1 protein-coding gene is annotated in these 544 nt (G+C 62.3%); it reads right to left on the bottom strand.

Going from position 1 to position 544, the window contains the following annotated elements; genetic code table 11:
* Position 1 precedes the first annotated feature (1 nt).
* Positions 2-544, bottom strand: a 543-nt coding sequence (locus GVY39_RS33815; protein ID WP_159931054.1) for an MspA family porin, incomplete at its 5' end; no start/stop codon positions are given.

The raw sequence follows: 544 nt of genomic DNA, 5'->3' as shown, positions 1-544 counted from the left end.
CTCAGCCGAGGCTGAAGGGTGCTCCCCACAGCGTCACCCAGGTGATGACATTGTCGGTTTCGACCTCGACGCTCACGAAAGCACGCGCCTGGGCATAACCACCACAGCCATTGAGACCGATGGTCTCATCCGACCACGTCACCGAACCGCTAGTGCCCCGGAAAGCATTACGAGTCTTGTGCGCCTCGTTGCCATAGTCATCGGCCTGCTCCAGATCGAGCACGTAGAACGACTTCGCCTGGCCCGGACCCAGCGACAGATTCCCGCCGGAGTTCGCGCCCACGCCAGCGGTGACGTTCTGCCCGTCACTCCAATCCACATTGCCATCCACACCACCAGTGGCACCACCACCAGCAATGTTCACCTGGCAACCAACGGTGTAACCGGGGAAGATCTTGCCCCCGGCCGCACCCGACAGCTCGACCTGCGCGCTACCGGAGACCCACGCATTGCGATGCAACGGCGTCGCACCCATAGACGGACTGATGGTCGCCGACTCACCGACCAGACGAACGGTCACCACCGTGCCATCCGACAACGTCTT

It is taken from the genome of Nocardia sp. CY15, from assembly GCF_009829295.1.
Classification (GTDB): Bacteria; Actinomycetota; Actinomycetes; order Mycobacteriales; family Mycobacteriaceae; genus Nocardia; species Nocardia sputi.
Note: the sequence above shows the minus strand (reverse complement) of the source record. Positions and strands in the feature narration are given on the sequence as shown.